The sequence below is a fragment of the Paenibacillus durus ATCC 35681 genome (genome assembly GCF_000993825.1).
Taxonomy (GTDB): domain Bacteria; phylum Bacillota; class Bacilli; order Paenibacillales; family Paenibacillaceae; genus Paenibacillus_AQ; species Paenibacillus_AQ durus_B.
The window spans coordinates 3,519,042-3,534,525 of sequence record NZ_CP011114.1 but is presented as its reverse complement, the minus strand read 5'-3'; the positions used below and the strand labels follow the sequence as shown (position 1 = coordinate 3,534,525).

Genomic DNA, 15,484 nt, shown 5'->3' with positions numbered 1-15,484 from the left:
CATGAGTAAGAAACCAAGACAAATCGCATTCTACGGTAAAGGCGGTATCGGTAAATCCACAACTTCCCAGAACACTTTGGCTCAGCTGGCAACTACTTTCGGCCAAAAAATCATGATCGTAGGTTGTGACCCTAAAGCCGACTCCACTCGTCTGATCCTGAACACGAAAGCTCAACAAACGGTGCTTCACATGGCCGCTGAATTGGGTTCGGTCGAAGACCTCGAACTCGAAGACGTACTAGCAACCGGCTTTGGCGACATCCTCTGCGTCGAGTCCGGCGGTCCGGAACCGGGCGTAGGCTGCGCAGGCCGCGGTATCATCACTTCCATCAACTTCCTGGAAGAGCAAGGCGCTTATGACGGTATGGACTTCATCTCCTACGACGTACTGGGTGACGTTGTATGCGGCGGTTTCGCAATGCCAATCCGCGAGAACAAAGCACAAGAGATCTACATCGTCTGTTCCGGTGAAATGATGGCAATGTACGCAGCCAACAACATCGCACGCGGTATTCTGAAATATGCGCAAAGCGGCAGCGTTCGCTTGGGCGGCCTGATCTGTAACTCCCGTAACACCGACCGTGAAGATGAACTGATCATGGAACTTGCGCGTCGTCTGAACACGCAAATGATCCACTTCGTACCTCGCGACAACGTCGTACAACATGCCGAGCTGAGAAGAATGACGGTTACTCAGTACAACCCTGAGCACAACCAAGCCAACGAATACAAGCAACTGGCTGACAAAATCCTGCACAACGAAATGCTGAACATCCCGACTCCGATCGAAATGGACGAACTGGAACAACTGCTGATCGATTTCGGTGTGGTGGAAGACGAAGAAACAGCTCTCAAGAAGCTGGAAGCTGCTGGTCACTAATAAAAAAAAGCGAACAGACTTCGCGTAACAATAGAAGTTGTCCGGTGAATGGAGTGGAGAGACGGTCATTCACCGGATGGAATTAAACGAAGTATGCCCCGCAGGAGGTACTATCCTGCACATTTGAAAAGGAGGTTCAACGAATGGGACTGGATATTGAGGCGAACAAAAAGTTAGTTGAGGATATACTGGAAGCCTATCCCGATAAAGCAAAAAAAGACCGTAAGAAACATTTTCAGATTAACACTGAGGAAACTAAACAATCCTGCAGTTGCTCCCTGAAATCGAACATTAAATCCCGTCCGGGCGTAATGACACCGCGCGGTTGCTCCTACGCCGGTTCCAAAGGCGTGGTATGGGGACCGATCAAGGATATGGTACACATTTCTCACGGCCCGGTTGGCTGCGGACAATACAGCTGGGGTACTCGCCGCAACTATGCGAACGGTACGCTTGGTATCGATAACTTCACAGCTATGCAAATCACAAGTGATTTCCAAGAGACGGACATCGTCTTTGGCGGTGACAAGAAGTTGGAAATCATCTGCCGCGAGATCAAGGAAATGTTCCCGCTGGCTAAAGGAATCTCTGTTCAATCCGAATGTCCGATTGGTCTGATCGGCGATGATATTGAAGCAGTATCCAAAAAAATGGCTAAAGAACTAGAAATGCCAGTCGTTCCTGTCCGTTGCGAAGGTTTCCGCGGCGTCAGCCAGTCGCTTGGTCACCATATCGCGAACGATGCCATCCGCGACTTTGTAATGGGTAAAGCGGATCTTGCCGAAACTGGTCCTTACGATGTAAACATCATCGGTGACTATAACATCGGCGGCGACGCATGGGCTTCCCGTATCCTGCTGGAAGAAATGGGTCTGCGCGTAATCGCTCAATGGTCTGGCGACGGTACTCTGAACGAGCTGGAAATCGCCCACAAAGCGAAGATGAACCTGATTCACTGCCACCGTTCCATGAACTACATGGTTGAACATATGGAGAAAGCTTACGGTATTCCGTGGATGGAGTACAACTTCTTCGGACCGACCAAAACTTACGAGAGCCTGCGCGCGATTGCTGCCAAGTTCGACGCAACGATCCAAGAAAACTGCGAGAAGGTTATCGCCAAATACAAGCCGCAAATGGATGCCATCATCGGCAAATACAGACCGCGTTTGGAAGGCAAAAAGGTTATGCTCCTGATCGGCGGCCTGCGTTCCCGTCATACGATTGGCGCATACGAAGATCTTGGCATGGAAATCGTTGCTACTGGCTACGAGTTTGCTCATAAAGACGACTATGAAAAAACCTTCCCTGATATGAAGGAAGGATCGATTATCATGGACGATCCGACAGCATACGAACTGGAAGAACTCGCTCAAAAATTGAACATCGACCTTATGGGATCGGGTGTTAAGGAAAAATACGTATACCACAAAATGGGTATTCCGTTCCGTCAAATGCACTCCTGGGATTACAGCGGTCCGTACCATGGCTTCGACGGCTTCAAGATTTTTGCCAAAGACATGGATATGACCGTGAACAACCCGGTATGGAGTTTGATTGATAAGAAAGAAAAAGTACAGCCAGAGGGGGCGAGCGTATGAGCAAGGAAAGAATGAATATTCCGGACTATAACACCTTGTTTACGGAAGAACGCTATGTACAACAACGTGAGAACAAGAAACAATTTGAAGCGCCTTGCAGTGATCAGGAAAAAGCAGAAGCGCTCGCTTACTCCCAATCCGCAGAGTACATGGAAAAGAACTTCGAACGTAAAGCGGTTGTTATCAATCCTCACAAAGCTTGCCAGCCGCTTGGATCGGTTATGGCAGCACTCGGATTCGAAAAAACGCTGCCGTTCGTACACGGATCGCAAGGCTGTAACTCTTACTTCCGCAGCCATCTGAGCCGTCACTTCAAGGAACCTACGCCAGCCGTTTCTTCATCGATGACTGAGGATGCAGCCGTATTCGGCGGCATGAGCAACATGATCGACGGTCTTGAAAATGCAGTTGCTCTGTACAAACCGGAGATGGTAGCCGTATGTACCACTTGTATGGCGGAAGTTATCGGTGATGACCTGTCGGCCTTTATCGGCAATGCCCGTCAAAAAGGCGCAATCGCCGAAGATTTCCCTGTAACCTTTGCAAATACGCCAAGCTTCATCGGTTCGCATATCACTGGGTATGATTCCATGATCAAGAGCATTCTGAGCCAACTGTTCGACCGTTCCGGCCAAACCGCCGCTCCGGGTGCCGGCGAAGAAGGCGAGAAGCTGAACGTGCTGCTTGGATTCGAGCCTTACACAGGCAACTTTGCGGAAATTCGCAAAATCCTGAACGCTTTTGATACGAAGTACACGATCCTCGGCGATCACAGCGGTAACTATGATTCCCCGGCTAACGGAGAATATGAATACTACTATGGCGGAACGAAGCTTGCCGATGTTCCAAAAGCGGCTAACGCACTGGGCTCGCTCGTACTGCAAAAATACACGCTTAAGAAAACTCAAGAATATATCAAAGGCACTTGGAAGCAGCAGGTTTCCGCTCTGTCGACTCCGCTCGGCGTAAAAGCGACAGATAAGCTGCTTGAAGCTATCAGCGAACTGACAGGTCTTCCGGTTCCGGCATCGCTGAAGGAAGAACGCGGACGCGTAGTTGACGCTTACGCAGACAGCCATCCTTATCTGCATGGCAAACGCGTTGCCCTTGCTGGCGATCCTGACCTGCTGCTTGGCCTCATCGGATTTTGTCTCGAAGTCGGCATGGAGCCGGTACACATTCTGTGCTCGAACGGTGATGTGGAATTCGATGGCAAGAAGTGGAAAGAAGAAGTTGAAGCGCTGCTGGCAACCAGCCCTTATGGTTCCGAAGCAACTGTTTATGTAGGCAAAGACCTGTGGCACCTGCGTTCGCTGCTGCTTAACGATCCGGTTGATCTGGCTATCGGCAGCTCACACGTTAAATTTGCTGCCAAGGATGCAGGAGTACCGCTGGTCCGCGTAGGCTTCCCGATCTTTGACCGTCATCATATGCATCGCAATCCGATTATCGGCTACCAAGGAGCATTGAATCTGCTGACCTTGATTGTCAATATTGTCCTCGATCAGTTGGACAACAACGAGTCCGGTTTCGGCGATTTGGTTCGCTAATCAATAGGTAAAAAGGGGAGCAGATTTATCTTGGATAAATCTGCTCCCTCGGCCTATTTTCAGAGAGAATATGTTATAATTTGTATCATCACAGATTTGGAATAGCGGTGAAATGTATACGGATTGGGGTCCAAACGTTTCTGTTCTATTTATTCCGCATTCATTTTAGTTGTTTAGCCTGGTGGGTAGTAAGATTTAGAGCACTGAGTCTTAGCGAAGGAGATGATGATCCAATGGAGCCTATTCGAAAAGAAGAGATAGACGATCAGGCCTGCGGGAGCCTTGCCCCTAAGTCAAAGCCTTGTCCACGGCCAAAACCGGGTGAGGCAGCCGGAGGTTGCTCATTCGACGGAGCGCAAATTACATTGCTCCCGATCATGGATGCTGCGCATCTCGTGCATGGACCGGTTGCTTGCGCCGGCAACAGTTGGGAAAGCCGGGGAAGCCTTTCGAGTGGCCCCTCCCTCTCCCAATACGGCTTTGCGACGGATTTGAGCAATAATGACATTATTTTTGGCGGAGAAAAAAAGCTGAAAGACAGCATTGACTATATTGCCGGGCGTTTTGCGCCTCCGGCTATCTTTGTATATGCGACATGTGTTACAGCGCTGATCGGCGAAGATATGGATGCTGTCTGTAAAGAGGCTTCCGACCGTCTCGGAATCCCGGTAGTTCCTGTAAACAGCCCTGGCTTTGTCGGCAGCAAGAATCTCGGCAACCGGCTCGCAGGCGATGCTTTGCTCCAATATGTTATTGGTACGGGTGAACCGGAACTAGAGGCTTCTATGGGCGTAAACCTGATTGGCGAGTACAACATCGCCGGCGAGATGTGGGACATTGAGAAACTGATGAACCAGGCGGGAATAACGCTCTTATCCCGCATAACGGGCGATGCCAGATATAAGGAAATTACTTGGGCCCACCGTGCGAAAGCCAATATGGTAGTATGCAGCCGCGCACTGCTGGGACTGGCGAAGCAAATGGAATCCAAATATGGCATTCCTTATTTTGAAGGTTCGTTCTATGGTGCAAAAGAGACCACCTACTCTTTGCGTCAAATGGCGTATCTGCTGAACGACAGGGAGATGGAGCGCAGGGTCGACCGGTTGACAGAGCGTGAAGAGAATCGGTTGTCTCATGACCTGCGGCCATACCGTAAAATACTTAAAGGAAAGAAAGCTGTTCTCTACACGGGCGGAGTGAAAAGCTGGTCGGTTATTTCGGCGCTGAAGGAACTGGGCATCCAGGTTGTTGGCGTCGGAACGAACAAAAGCTCGGATGAGGATGTACAGCGGATTGCCGACAGAGTTAGCGATGATACAGAGTATATTCCGGAAGGCGGAGCGAGCCGTATTATTAAGACGGTAAGAGAGCGCAAAGCCGATATAATGATTGCCGGCGGACGGAATATGTATGTTGCAATGAAAGAGCAAATCCCGTTTGTGGACATCAACCAGGAACGTCATAAGGCCTATGCCGGTTACGAAGGTCTGCTGCGGCTGGCCAAGGAATTGGTGGATTCCATCGCTAATCCGATTTGGAAGCTCGCCTCCTCGCCAGCTCCGTGGGACAAGGAGGACAGCTATGACCGTTAAGAAAAGAAGCAAACCGGTATCGGTTAATCCGCTTAAAATCGGGCAATCTCTCGGCGGTATACTGGCGATGCAGGGCTGCTATCGGGCCATGCCGGTTGTCCATGGCTCGCAGGGCTGCTCCGCCTTTCCCAAGGCCCTTCTGACTCGGCATTTTCGTGAACCGATTGCCGTACAGACTTCAGCGCTGCAGGAAATGGACGTTATTTTCGACGCCAACCGCAATTTGGAAGAAGCCCTGAACGCAGTGCTGTCCAAGCATCGTCCTGACATTATCGGGATTATCGGGACTGAGCTGAGCGATGTTGCAGGGGTGGATTACCAGAGTATGCTGAAGTCGTACAAGAGAGAGCGTAATATGCGCGGCGGGCTTGCCTTCTCTGTGACGCTGCCTGACTTTCGCGGATCGCTCGAATCCGGATTCAGTGTAACTGTTGAAGCTATGGTTGATGAACTGATTCAGCAGGCGGGGCTCCGGGGACAGCGGAACGTGAATTCCCGTCAGATTACGCTGCTGCCGGGATCTTATCTTACACCCGGGGATGTAATGGAACTCAAGGAAATCGTGTCCTCCTTTGGCTTTGAGGTCATCGCGCTTCCTGATATATCAACTTCTTTGTCGGGACATCTTCTGACCGGATTCTCGCCGCTGACCAGAGGCGGGGTCCCACTGGATTCGATGCTGCAAAGCCTGCAGTCGGGGCTTACGATCGCCTTCGGCGCGAGTATGGAACGTCCGGCCAGAAGACTGCATAACGCTCTCGGTACGCCATACAAGGTATTTCAAGGAACGATGGGGCTCAAGGCTTCCGACGAACTGCTGAATTTCCTGCATCAAATCAGCGGTGTTCCGGTTCCCATCCGGTACTGCTGGCAGCGTGAAAATCTGCTTGACTGTATGCTTGATGCGCACTTTCAGTTTGCCGGCGTTTCCGCTGTGGCTGCGCTTGAACCGGATCATCTGCGCTCTGTCTCGGAATGGCTGGATGAGCTGGGGGTTGAGCAAAAGGCGCTGATTACCTCGTATGAAACGCCGGCGGTGGCCGAAATGGAGCGCGATGTATGGGTCGGCGACTTGGACGACGCCGAGGTCCTCGGAAGCGGAGCCGATTTATGGATTGGAAGTTCGCACGGAATAGCAGGGGCGGAGCGTATTGGAGCGGCTTTCCTGGCTGCCGGCTTCCCGATATGGAACGAACTTGGATCGTATATGAATGTTTCCGTCGGCTATCGCGGCGCGATGGAGTGGACCAATAAAGCAGGCAATCTATTAATGAGAAGGGAGGCGGAGCATCGTGAAAGTAGCGTTCGCCACAGATGACGGAGTTCGTGTAAATGCCCATTTTGGGCAATGTACGATGTTTGCCATTTATAATATAACGAAGGGTAAAAGCGAGCTTCTGGAGCTGCGCAGAATACCTGACATCGCAGCTCAGGACGAATTGGGCAAGATCGATGGCCGGATTGAGGCTATCGAAGACTGCACATTGATCTTTCTCATGCAGATTGGAGCATCTGCGGCTGCGAAGGTGACCCGCCGCAAAATCATGCCGGTAAAAGTACCGTTCGGAAGTCCGATTGATGAACAGGTTAAACGTCTTGAGGAGATGCTGCAAGGTAAACCGCCGATGTGGCTGGCCAAGGTGCTGCGTGCGGAGGAAGAGGAAGGAGCTGGGGTCAATGGATCAAATGGCTAATGAAGCTGCATCTGCGAACGAACAGCCGGCGGACACAGCTCAAGTGCGGCCGAAGCGCCGTTCCAAACCGGCGCCCGATCCTGAAAAGGCGGAGCGTATTGTCCGCCGCTTAAATGATCTGCTTAGCGCGAGCGATTATTTTGGCCGTTATGGTACACTGACTCCCGAGGAAAAGATTGCGAAGCTGTTCCTGGCTTCAGCCGAGGATAAGGCTAAATCGGACATCAACTGCACGGCGTCCGATGAAGTCCGCGGCCAGGTGCCGGTATTGTTTCAGGCCATCGCCGGTGTGATGGAGGAGAAGAGCGGCTTAATGATTCAAAGCTCTGCGGAAATTAATGTGGAAGGGTTCGGACGTGGACTGATCTACAGCGGCCGCATTATTCTTGTGATGAAGAGCCTCCGCGCAGGCTTTCCATTTCCGTTTACTTCTCTGGAGAAGACCGTTGCCTATGCAGTTGCTTGCTTGGATGAAGGCCTTGCCTTCTTAGATAAGTACAAAGAACAGACTGCTGTGCACGGACTGCTCAGTCTGGAGGGATAAACTTCATTGTCAAGAAACACCTCCGATCCTAAACTATTATGAAACTATTAAATCATGAGCGATAACGGAGGTAGAATGCGATGGAGCAAGGGTCGATCGGTTTGCTGGAACAGGAGCGGTATGCACGGCAGTTGAAGCTGCTGGGAGAGAACGGACAGAAAGCGCTGAAAGAAGCGACGGTAATGATCGCCGGTATCGGCGGCCTGGGTGGTACAGCAGCGATTTATTTGGCGGCTGCAGGAGTCGGCAAGTTGATTCTCGCGCATGAAGGGAAAATTCTCTTGCCGGACCTGAACCGCCAGATTCTAATGGATAGCGAGCACTTGGGAATGGAACGGATGAGCACAGCCGTAGAGCATTTGCGGCGGCTTAATCCCGAGATGGAAATCGAGGGTTACAATTCCAAGATTGAGTATGACAAGGCAAAGCCTTGGGTTGAGAGCGCCGATATCGTCATCGACGCCCGTTATGATTTCCCAGAGCGGTACGTATTGAATAAGCTCTGCGTAGAAGCCGGCAAGCCGATGGTGGAATCGGCGATGTACGGCTTTGAAATATCTTTGACAACAATGGTTCCAGGAGAGACGCCTTGTCTGGAATGCCTATATCCCGACAACCAGCCTCAATGGGAACCTTTTGGATTTCCAGTCTTGGGCGCAACTTCTGGTATTGCAGGTTGCCTGGCTGCGCTGGAAGCCGTAAAATGGATTACAAGGGTAGGGCCGGCCTATACCGGCATTATGTATCGCTTTAACTCACTTGACTTTAGCACCTACAGTGTCCGACTTGCCCGTAATCCGAATTGCGCTTGCTGCGGAGAAGGAGGTAAACCGTGAAAAGTCTCAAGCTATGTGACACGACGCTAAGGGATGGCGAACAAGCGGCTGGAGTATCATTCACGAGGGCGGAAAAGCTGGAAATCGCAAGATTGCTGTCGGAGTGCGGTGTAGAACAAGCGGAGATCGGTATTCCGGCTATGGGGATTCGGGAACAAGAGGACATTGCGGCGATTGCCGCTCTCGGTCTTCCCATGAAGCTAATGACTTGGAACCGAGCACTCAAAAGCGATATCGACAAGGCTTTGGCGACGGGAGTAAATTGGTGTCATATTTCAATTCCCGCCTCCGAAGTTCAGCTTCGGGGTAAGCTCGGGCTTTCGCCTGCCGAAGGATTAGCCAAGCTGCTTCGTGCGGTGGAATATGCGCGTGGGCTGGGTATGGCCGTATCGGTCGGTATGGAAGATTCGTCTCGTGCGGACATGAGCTTTTTGGTGGAATTGGTCAATTCATTGTATAAGGAAGGCGGTATACGCTGGTTCCGTTATGCGGATACGGTTTCCGCGCATCATCCCGGTCAGATGGCTGGGCGGATAAGTACGCTGCTTGGAGCTGTGCCGTCTGATGTGGAGCTGGAGGTGCACTGCCATAACGATTTCGGATTGGCTGTCGCGAATACGCTGAGCGGCATCGCCGCCGGAGCGACATGGGCGAGCACGACCGTCGCGGGAATCGGTGAGCGAACAGGCAATGCGGCGCTGGAGGAAGTTGCGCTGGCCTGGCGTTATTTATACGGCGGCCATAGTAACATCCGGGCCGAGTTGCTCAAGCTCATTGCCGATATGGTGATCGCGGCTTCCGGCCGCAGTGTCGGAGATTCCAAGCCGATTGTAGGAAAGATGGCGTTCACACATGAATCGGGTATTCATGTTGACGGACTGGTGAAGGATAGGGAGACCTATCAGACCTTTAACCCGGCTGAGGTTGGCAGAGAGCATAGTTTCGTGCTCGGCAAGCACTCCGGAACGGGCGGTGTCGCTCATGTTCTTGGCAAGCGGGGGCTGGAAGTCGACCCCGATACGGCGGCCAGGCTGCTGATGCGTGTCCGGGAATATGCTGAAACCAGCAAAGGCAATGTGCCTGAAGCCCTGCTGGTGGAATGGCTGCTGGAAGAACAACAGCAGGCGCAGAATGCGGTGTGAGAAGACGGTGAAGGCTGATAATCTGCTTCTACAAAGGCAGGGCTGAATCAACAATGGATAAAATAATCTTTCTAGAAATAAGGGACTGATTCACGGGATAAGCATTTCCTTGCGAATCGGTCCCTTTTGTATACGAAAAGCAGTAGTTTGCCGCGCGACCGGGTGTGGAATGAAGGACAGGTTATACTATGTTTCATGGAGCGCGAGTGACTTGCAGCTTTGAGTTTACCGGTAAAAGGGGGTAAAATAAACGGTACATTTGTAGATACATAGACTGGATTAATGAAAACGGACCTGTGGGAGGAGACGGGACATGAGCGAATGGTATGAGAAAAGCTTTGGGGAGGACTATCTGATTGTATATAGGCATCGGGATTTCGGAGGGGCCCGGCGGGAGGTCGAGCGGATGATCGGCTGGCTTAGCCTGCCATCGAAAGCCAAAGTGCTGGACCTTTGCTGCGGCATGGGACGGCATTCACTGGCGCTCGCGGAAGCGGGTTATGAGGTCACCGGAGTCGACCTGTCGGAAGCGCTGCTGCGCGAGGCACGCGCTCAGGAAGGCGCGGAGCGGGTAGCGTGGGTACGGGCCGACATGCGGGAATTGCCGCTTGAGGGCGGATTTGACGCAGTAGTCAACCTGTTCACTTCCTTTGGATATTTTGAGGAGGACGAGGAACATCTAAAAGTGCTGCGAGAGATTCGGCGGATGCTTAGGCCGGGAGGAAAGTTCATCATCGATTTCCTGAATCCTTCCTATGTGATGACCCATTTGGTGCCGCATTCCACCCGGGAAGACGGAGACAATCTGATTGACGAGAAGCGAAGGATTGAGGACGGTTATGTAAAGAAAGATATCATTTTGACGTCCAAATTCGATGGAACGCCGCGGCAGTACCATGAGCGTGTGAAGCTGTATTCGCTGGAGAAATTCCGCGATCTAATCGCGGATGCCGGTCTCTCAATCGAAGCGGTTCACGGCAGCTACGATGAGGAGAAATATGAGGCGGAGACTTCGCCGCGCATGATTTTCGTAGGGACTCGCTCTTAGATGAACAGAAACTGGATATAGGAGCGGAGCAGATAGGGCTGGAGGAGAGCGGGTTAGATCCTCTTTTATTCAATAAAAGCATAGCTGTTCCCTTGCAAAACAGCCAGCGGAATCTTTCTTCCGCCGGCTGTTTTGTTTAAAATATCAGAACGTAAAATTCCGGAACCCAGCTTCCGGATTTAGCAGCAACTACCATAATAAGAAAGCTAGGCGCTATCTGTGAGATGTGATTTAAGCTTCGTTATTCCGCTGCATTTTCCCCGCGTCCAAGTTATTGGACGTCTCCTCGCTATCCTCCGGCTCATGAGGAAGACCCAATTCTTTCTCTCGCTCGGCCTGCTTGCGGTGGGCAATCCGGCTGCTGGCCGCGGCAGCAATGGCCCCAACGATGTCATCCAGGAAGGTGTGCACTTTCCCGTCGCTTTTGTCGTTCAGCCTTTCCAGAACCCCCGGAGGCTTCAGCTTGTCGATATAGCCGTAATTGGTAAATCCGATACTGCCATATACATTGACAATGGAAAAGGCCAATATCTCATCAACCCCGTAAAGACTTTCGTCATTTTCAATCATTTCCTGAAGCGGAGACATCAGCTTGCCTTCTTCCGCCAGCAGATCGAGCTGGATACCGGTTAGTACGGCATTCTGTATTTCCCGCTTGCTGAGTACCCTCTCAATATTGTGAATGCATTCCTCCTTGGTTAAGGAAGGGTAATATTTCTGCTGAAGCAGTAGGACAAGTTCCGCAATCTCTTCAATCTTTACTCCGCGTGTGTGAAGCCAGGCCCTCGTTGCCTGTGCGACGGCTTTGCTGTTCAGACTGTAAGGGATTTTTACATCGGCCATGTTCAGTCACCCCGCTAAAAAATGTAGTTGGTCGGATCTATGACCGGCTGGCATGGACTCCCATGCTGCGCCGTAGTCAAATTGTACGTTCACAGGAAGTATTTGTCCAGAAAAGGGGACTTATACGGAATTCGCCAGCTTAGCTGAGAGAGGACCGGAAGTTGCAGTGCCCAAGCAGGCACTCGCTATTTTAGGATAAGCCGTTGTTATTTTTTGGACCGGGGGCTCGTATACATAGCAGTACAAACCGTATCGATAACCTTGAAAGGGGCAAATCCAAATGAAAAATAAGCAAAAACTTGCCTTGGCTTCGGCAGCCTGCCTGCTGGCAATTCCACTGGCGCTGTCCGGCTGCGGCTTGTTCGGCTCGGACCAATCGGCTGCCATTGACCCGCCGCCTAGTGATGTGGAGGAGCAAATGCTGCAGACGAGCGGGAATACGCTGGATACCGGGGTATTCGCACCTGTAGCGGAGGATGGCGCGGACAATGGAGTTAGCAGCAGCGGCTCAGGCGGGGGTGCTGCCGCTTCAGGCGCCGCGGCAAATAACGCCGCAGCCGGAAGCGGGAATTCAGCGCCTAAAGGCGAAAACGATTCGACTGCCGCCCGCACGACCGTTTTTTTACAGAATGATAACGGTCTGCTTGCTCCCGTAGCACTCACTCTTCCCGCATCGGGCAAAGATGGGGCGTTGAAGCAGTCACTTGAAGCGCTTGTTGACGGTGGAGCCTATGCCGCTGATTTGCCGGACGGTTTCCATGGCGTCCTACCGCAGGGCACAGAAGTTAAAAATGTAACGGTCGACCATAATTTGGCCGTCGCTGAGTTTGGCGGCAAATTCGGCACTTATGCTCCGGCTGACGAACGGAAACTGCTGGAGGCCGTTACCTGGACTCTGACCGGTCAGGAGGGTATTACGGGAGTACAGCTATGGGTCGATGGCAAGAAGCTGAGTGAAATGCCGCTTAAAGGAACCCCTCTCGACCGTCCGCTGACCCGCAGCATAGGAATCAACCTGCCATCGCAAGGTCCGGTATCGATGAATTTCAGCGCGATTACCGTTTATTTCTCGGCAGCTTCGCCGGGCGGTGTTCAGTATTATGTTCCGGTAACCCGTTACGTAACGCCGGGACAGGACCCGCTGAAAGCAGCGATGAACGCGTTGATTGAGGGACCCGATTCCGAGAATGGGCTGGAAACGGTAATGACTCCAGAGACGTCGCTGGATTCCGTCGAGAAAGGACAGAACGGAGTAGTCACCGTATCTCTGAACGATGATATGTTCGATGACGGCAGTCAGGTTCCCGCCGAACTGCTGGAGTCCGTAGTACTCACGATTGCCCAGAACTCGGACGATGCCATGGTCCAAGTCCGGATGAACGGCAAGCAGACGGTTACCGGAACCGACAATGTCGATTACGGCAAGCCTGTATCAGCGCCGCAATATGTGAATGAACTCCCGCTCTAAGGGCTAACTTAACTAATGCTTAATATTTTTCTGAGGAGCCTATGCTCCCCGAACACTGCTTACGAAGAGGAGCCCCGATCCCGAATGGACGCTGCCTAGCCGCCAGGCCGAAAAAGATGCTTTTGCGCCTGCTCTTTGGTAGAATAAAGGATGCTTAAACGAAGCTCACGCTATACAAATGTAGGAGGCAGACAAAATGAGATCAAATGGGCGAAACGACGATGGGCTACGGCCGCTGAAGATTACGACCCAAATCAATAAATATGCTGAAGGCTCTGTACTCATTGAAATGGGGGACACCAAGGTCATTTGTACAGCCACCGTTGAGGAGAAAGTCCCTCCGTTTCTAAAAGGACAGGGGAAAGGCTGGGTGACGGCGGAGTATTCCATGCTGCCGCGCGCGACGCAATCGCGCAACCAGCGTGAGGCTGCACGAGGAAAGCTGACTGGACGAACGATGGAAATTCAAAGGCTCATTGGCCGGGCGCTTCGTTCCGTAGTCAATTTGCAGGCACTCGGGGAGCGGAATATTACCCTGGATTGCGATGTTATTCAAGCGGACGGCGGTACGAGAACCGCGTCAATTACGGGTTCTTTTATCGCCCTGGCGTTTGCTATTAACAAAATAGTAACACAGCACCGTCTCACCGTGTTCCCTATCACCGATTATCTGGCGGCCATCAGCGTAGGTATAGTGGGCGACCGCCCGCTGCTGGATCTGAATTATGATGAGGATTCCAAAGCCAATGTTGACATGAACGTGGTGATGACCGGAGGCGGCGAATTCGTTGAACTGCAGGGAACCGGGGAAGAGCGGCCCTTCTCGCGAAAAGAACTGGATGATCTGCTGAGTCTGGCCGAACAAGGGATTCTTGAACTGATTGCCGCCCAAAAAGAAGCCCTTGGACCGATCGCGCTCAAAATTCCATCCGGCCAGACCAGTCAAAAGGTATAGTATGAGCTCAAGAATCGGTATTCTTATTGTCGCAACCAAAAATGCCGGCAAGGTTCGCGAATTTCAGCATGCTTTTGCGCCGCTTGGCTTGATGGTAAAGAGCATGTTCGATTATCCGGAGCTGCCGGACGTGGTGGAGGATGGAACAACCTTTGCGGAGAATGCGCTGAAAAAATCGAAGCAGATCGCTGAAGCGCTTGGGCTGCCTGTACTTGCCGACGATTCAGGGCTCTGCGTGGATGCGCTTGGTGGCCGTCCCGGCGTTTATTCCGCCCGTTATGCGGGCGAAGGCGCACCCGATGAGGACAACAATCTGAAGCTGCTCAGCGAACTGGAGAGATTAAAGCAGGGCGAGGATACAGGACAACCGCTCCTCAGCACGGCAAGGTTCGTCTGTGCGCTGTCGCTGTACGACCCGTCCACGGCTGCGGAGGTTACAGCCGAAGGCGCAGTGGAAGGCTGGATTACCTCCGAACCTGCGGGCGGTGGAGGCTTCGGTTACGACCCTTTGTTCTATCTTCCGCAATTTGAGAAGACGATGGCCGAGCTTACGCTGGAACAGAAGCAGTCGATCAGTCATAGAGGAGTGGCGCTGCGGCTCCTGACGGAGAAATTGGCCGCGCAGGGAGACAGCCGTACCGGGAAATAAATCTTAATTATGGCCCCAGATCTGAATGGACATGAGTCAATCCATTCAGGTCTGGGGTTATTTTTTATCACGATTAATCTATCAGCATATCGGTCAAGCCGATTAAATGATGAAGAATCAGGCTGTCATCATAACGCAACCCCGGTAGAAATACAATGGATATAGCGGTTGTTAATAGCTATGTAAAAAGATGCAACGCAGAAGAATTCTTTTCGTTATTGTTAGTATAAAGCGAAAAAGAAGGTGACGTTTGATGGTCTGGATCATCTGGTTTATCGCCGCCGGCATATTGCTGGTCGCCGAAATGCTGACGCTCACTTTTTATCTGCTGTGGTTGTGCATTGGCGCTGTTGCCGCAGGTCTAGTATCGCTTGCCGCACCGGACGCGGTACTGGTTCAAGTCCTAACCGGTTCTTTGGTTGCGCTCGGGTTGACCCTATTCTCGAAACCGTTGGTGTCAAGGTTCCGCGCTTCGCAGGGCTTCAAGGACATCGGCACCGATATTGTCGGCAGGGAGGGAATTGTCGTCCAGTCGATTGAGCCGGGCAGATACGGGCAGGTCAAAGTCGGAGGCGATATATGGAGTGCCGCATCGGTGCAGCCATTGAATGTGGATGAGAAGGTTAGAGTCATCAGCAGAGGAAACGCCATCATTGAAGTAGAACGCTGGGAGGGATAA

The 15,484-nt window shown here is 51.9% G+C and carries 15 protein-coding genes; 14 read left to right on the top strand and 1 reads right to left on the bottom strand.

The annotated features are described in order from the left end of the window. The first annotated feature begins 1 nt into the window (after window position 1). The 10 genes from nifH (at window position 2) to VK70_RS16280 (ending at window position 10,890) form a co-directional block, all read left to right on the top strand. A complete protein-coding gene (gene nifH, locus VK70_RS16325) occupies window positions 2-880 on the top strand; it encodes a nitrogenase iron protein (RefSeq protein WP_046723514.1) in 879 nt (292 codons plus the stop codon). 143 nt (window positions 881-1,023) lie between these two features. Beyond that, window positions 1,024-2,481, top strand: coding sequence for a nitrogenase molybdenum-iron protein alpha chain (gene nifD / locus VK70_RS16320; protein WP_025698322.1), 1,458 nt, complete (start codon window positions 1,024-1,026; stop codon window positions 2,479-2,481). Continuing rightward, entirely contained in the window at window positions 2,478-4,031 is a 1,554-nt protein-coding gene (gene nifK, locus VK70_RS16315; protein ID WP_025698320.1) for a nitrogenase molybdenum-iron protein subunit beta, read from the top strand. Before nifD ends, nifK begins: the two co-directional genes overlap by 4 nt. Window positions 4,032-4,264: 233 nt before the next feature. Continuing rightward, window positions 4,265-5,626, top strand: a complete 1,362-nt coding sequence (nifE, locus tag VK70_RS16310; RefSeq protein WP_025698318.1) for a nitrogenase iron-molybdenum cofactor biosynthesis protein NifE — start codon at window positions 4,265-4,267, stop codon at window positions 5,624-5,626. After that, window positions 5,616-6,944: a nitrogenase iron-molybdenum cofactor biosynthesis protein NifN gene (gene nifN / locus VK70_RS16305; protein ID WP_025698316.1), complete on the top strand. Its 1,329-nt coding sequence runs from the start codon at window positions 5,616-5,618 to the stop codon at window positions 6,942-6,944. Before nifE ends, nifN begins: the two co-directional genes overlap by 11 nt. After that, a complete protein-coding gene (gene nifX, locus VK70_RS16300; RefSeq protein WP_025698315.1) occupies window positions 6,919-7,320 on the top strand; it encodes a nitrogen fixation protein NifX in 402 nt (133 codons plus the stop codon). Before nifN ends, nifX begins: the two co-directional genes overlap by 26 nt. Continuing rightward, a complete protein-coding gene (locus VK70_RS26565; RefSeq protein WP_025698314.1) occupies window positions 7,304-7,864 on the top strand; it encodes a DUF269 domain-containing protein in 561 nt (186 codons plus the stop codon). The genes nifX and VK70_RS26565 overlap by 17 nt, the downstream gene beginning before the upstream one ends. A gap of 80 nt (window positions 7,865-7,944) precedes the next feature. Next, window positions 7,945-8,700, top strand: coding sequence for a HesA/MoeB/ThiF family protein (locus tag VK70_RS16290; protein WP_036642026.1), 756 nt, complete (start codon window positions 7,945-7,947; stop codon window positions 8,698-8,700). Next, window positions 8,697-9,842, top strand: coding sequence for a homocitrate synthase/isopropylmalate synthase family protein (locus tag VK70_RS16285; RefSeq protein WP_036642023.1), 1,146 nt, complete (start codon window positions 8,697-8,699; stop codon window positions 9,840-9,842). Before VK70_RS16290 ends, VK70_RS16285 begins: the two co-directional genes overlap by 4 nt. Before the next feature lie 313 nt (window positions 9,843-10,155). Then, window positions 10,156-10,890, top strand: coding sequence for a class I SAM-dependent methyltransferase (locus tag VK70_RS16280; protein ID WP_025698310.1), 735 nt, complete (start codon window positions 10,156-10,158; stop codon window positions 10,888-10,890). A 231-nt stretch (window positions 10,891-11,121) separates the two neighbouring features. Here VK70_RS16280 and VK70_RS16275 read toward each other — a convergent pair whose 3' ends face one another. After that, complete coding sequence (locus VK70_RS16275; RefSeq protein ID WP_025698308.1) at window positions 11,122-11,733, bottom strand: phosphatidylglycerophosphatase A family protein; 612 nt, start codon at window positions 11,731-11,733, stop codon at window positions 11,122-11,124. A 280-nt stretch (window positions 11,734-12,013) separates the two neighbouring features. Here VK70_RS16275 and VK70_RS16270 point away from each other — a divergent pair, with 280 nt between their 5' ends. The 4 genes from VK70_RS16270 to VK70_RS16255 all read left to right on the top strand — a co-directional run bounded on the left by VK70_RS16270 (window position 12,014) and on the right by VK70_RS16255 (window position 15,484). Continuing rightward, window positions 12,014-13,201 (top strand): GerMN domain-containing protein, encoded by a 1,188-nt coding sequence (locus VK70_RS16270; RefSeq protein WP_025698306.1) that lies wholly within the window; start codon window positions 12,014-12,016, stop codon window positions 13,199-13,201. A 196-nt stretch (window positions 13,202-13,397) separates the two neighbouring features. Then, window positions 13,398-14,156, top strand: a complete 759-nt coding sequence (gene rph, locus VK70_RS16265; RefSeq protein ID WP_025698303.1) for a ribonuclease PH — start codon at window positions 13,398-13,400, stop codon at window positions 14,154-14,156. 1 nt (window position 14,157) lies between these two features. Further along, complete coding sequence (locus VK70_RS16260; RefSeq protein ID WP_025698302.1) at window positions 14,158-14,805, top strand: XTP/dITP diphosphatase; 648 nt, start codon at window positions 14,158-14,160, stop codon at window positions 14,803-14,805. 250 nt (window positions 14,806-15,055) lie between these two features. Next, window positions 15,056-15,484, top strand: a complete 429-nt coding sequence (locus tag VK70_RS16255) for an NfeD family protein (RefSeq protein WP_025698301.1) — start codon at window positions 15,056-15,058, stop codon at window positions 15,482-15,484.